Origin of the sequence: Flavobacterium sp. MEB061, assembly GCF_000834715.1 — a bacterium.
GTDB classification, from domain to species: Bacteria; Bacteroidota; Bacteroidia; order Flavobacteriales; family Flavobacteriaceae; genus Flavobacterium; species Flavobacterium pectinovorum.
On sequence record NZ_JXQR01000019.1, the window covers coordinates 1 to 1,715 of the forward strand.

The 1,715-nt window shown below is 39.0% G+C and carries 1 protein-coding gene; it reads right to left on the reverse strand.

Annotated features, from left to right (window positions below; all coding sequences use genetic code 11):
• Window positions 1-1,715, reverse strand: a 1,715-nt coding sequence (locus RT99_RS11805; RefSeq protein WP_042564964.1) for a SprB repeat-containing protein, incomplete at both ends; no start/stop codon positions are given.

The window sequence follows — 1,715 nt, forward strand, 5'->3', positions numbered from 1 at the left end:
GGATCAAGTGGCTGAACAGTTGCGTTTACCGGAACTGCTATTACACAGTTATTAGCATCTTTAACTGATACGGTAACAGGACCTGATACACTTGTTGTGTATGTATTTGAATTACCATAACCACCACCATTAAAACTATATTGATATGGTGCTGTTCCTGTTGTTGTATCAACAGTTACAGTAACTATTGCTGCTTGTGTCGAATTTCCAGTTCCACAACTTAATGGAGTGGTTACTGTAGCCGTTGCAGCTAAAGCAGTTGGCTGTGAAATCGTAACTGGCAATGTGATTGTAATACACTCTTTAGCGTCTTTAACAACGATATTGTGTGCACCAGCCGATAAACCTGTAAAAATATTTGATGCCTGGAATATTCCTCCATCTAATTGATATTGATATGGCGCTAATCCATTTGCGGCAGTAACGATAATACTACCATCTGAACCTCCTGTACAACTAACATCATTTTTAGTAGCTGTTGCTGTTGGAGTTGTTCTTGCTGTAACTTCTACTGAAACTGAAGCTGCCTGACATCCCTGACTATCTGTAACTCTGAAAGTATAAGTTCCAGGAACATTAGTAGTGTAAGGCTGTACCGTTACAGCAGTGTATACACCATTATTATAACTAACTTCAAATGTGTTATAAGTTAACGTTCCCTGAGTAGCTAATAATGTTATGCTTGCATCACCCGCACAAGTATAATCTTGTGTCAGTGTTGCTTTTAATAATAATTGTTGGTTTAGTGTGTAAGGTTTTGAAGTCACACAACCGTTACCATCTCTAATAGAGAAGGTATAAGTTCCTGGTGCATTCAATACAAAATCAGGGCTAGATTGGTAGTTGTTACCAATACTGTACATTGGTGTACCAACATAAGTTCCAGTAATTGTAACTGCAACCGGACCTCCCATATAACAATATGGAGCGGTTGGGTTATCAATAACAGGCGGTGCATCTGTACCAATTGTAAAACTGTAAACAGCCGGACAATTGTTAACATCTAACACATACGCATCCCAAGCTGTAGTTGCAGGGTTTAAAACAACACTTGCAAGAGTGTCATAATCAGCTGCAGTTGGAGTAACTCCGCTTGCAACAAAAGCATATCTGTATCCAGGTGTTCCGCCAGTAGCTAAAACTGTTACTCTTGCACCAAAGTTGCAATTAGCATTTACATTGCTTACCATATTAAGAACAACCGGTGTTGGCTGTGTAACAGCAATAGATGCTGTTGCTTTACAACCTGTTATTGCATCTGTAATTTCAACTGTATAAGTTCCCGGTGCAAGACCTGTTACGTTTACAGTATTTCCTGTTTGAGTTAATGTACCCGTTCCTGCTGTTAAAACTGCAGTATAAGTTCCTGCATAGTTTGCTGCAGTGAATTTAACTGCTCCATTAGCAGATCCGTTACATGTAACATTGCTTACTAGTTCACCTGCAATTGTAATGTTCGTTACAGGTTTTACTATATAAGATTCCTGATCCTTACAACCATTAGCATCTGTAACTTCAAATAAGTAAGTACCATCAGCTAATCCTGTAAATACTCCACTTGTAGCTCCTGTAACATTTGTCGTTGCACTTGCCGGTGAAAGTATCACATAATTTAATGTTCCAACACCATTAGTAGTGGTTATAGTAACCGTACTTGTTGTGTTAGCAGCCGGAGCACAATAAATTGGCGTTCCAGTGATAGTTGTAATCGTTGG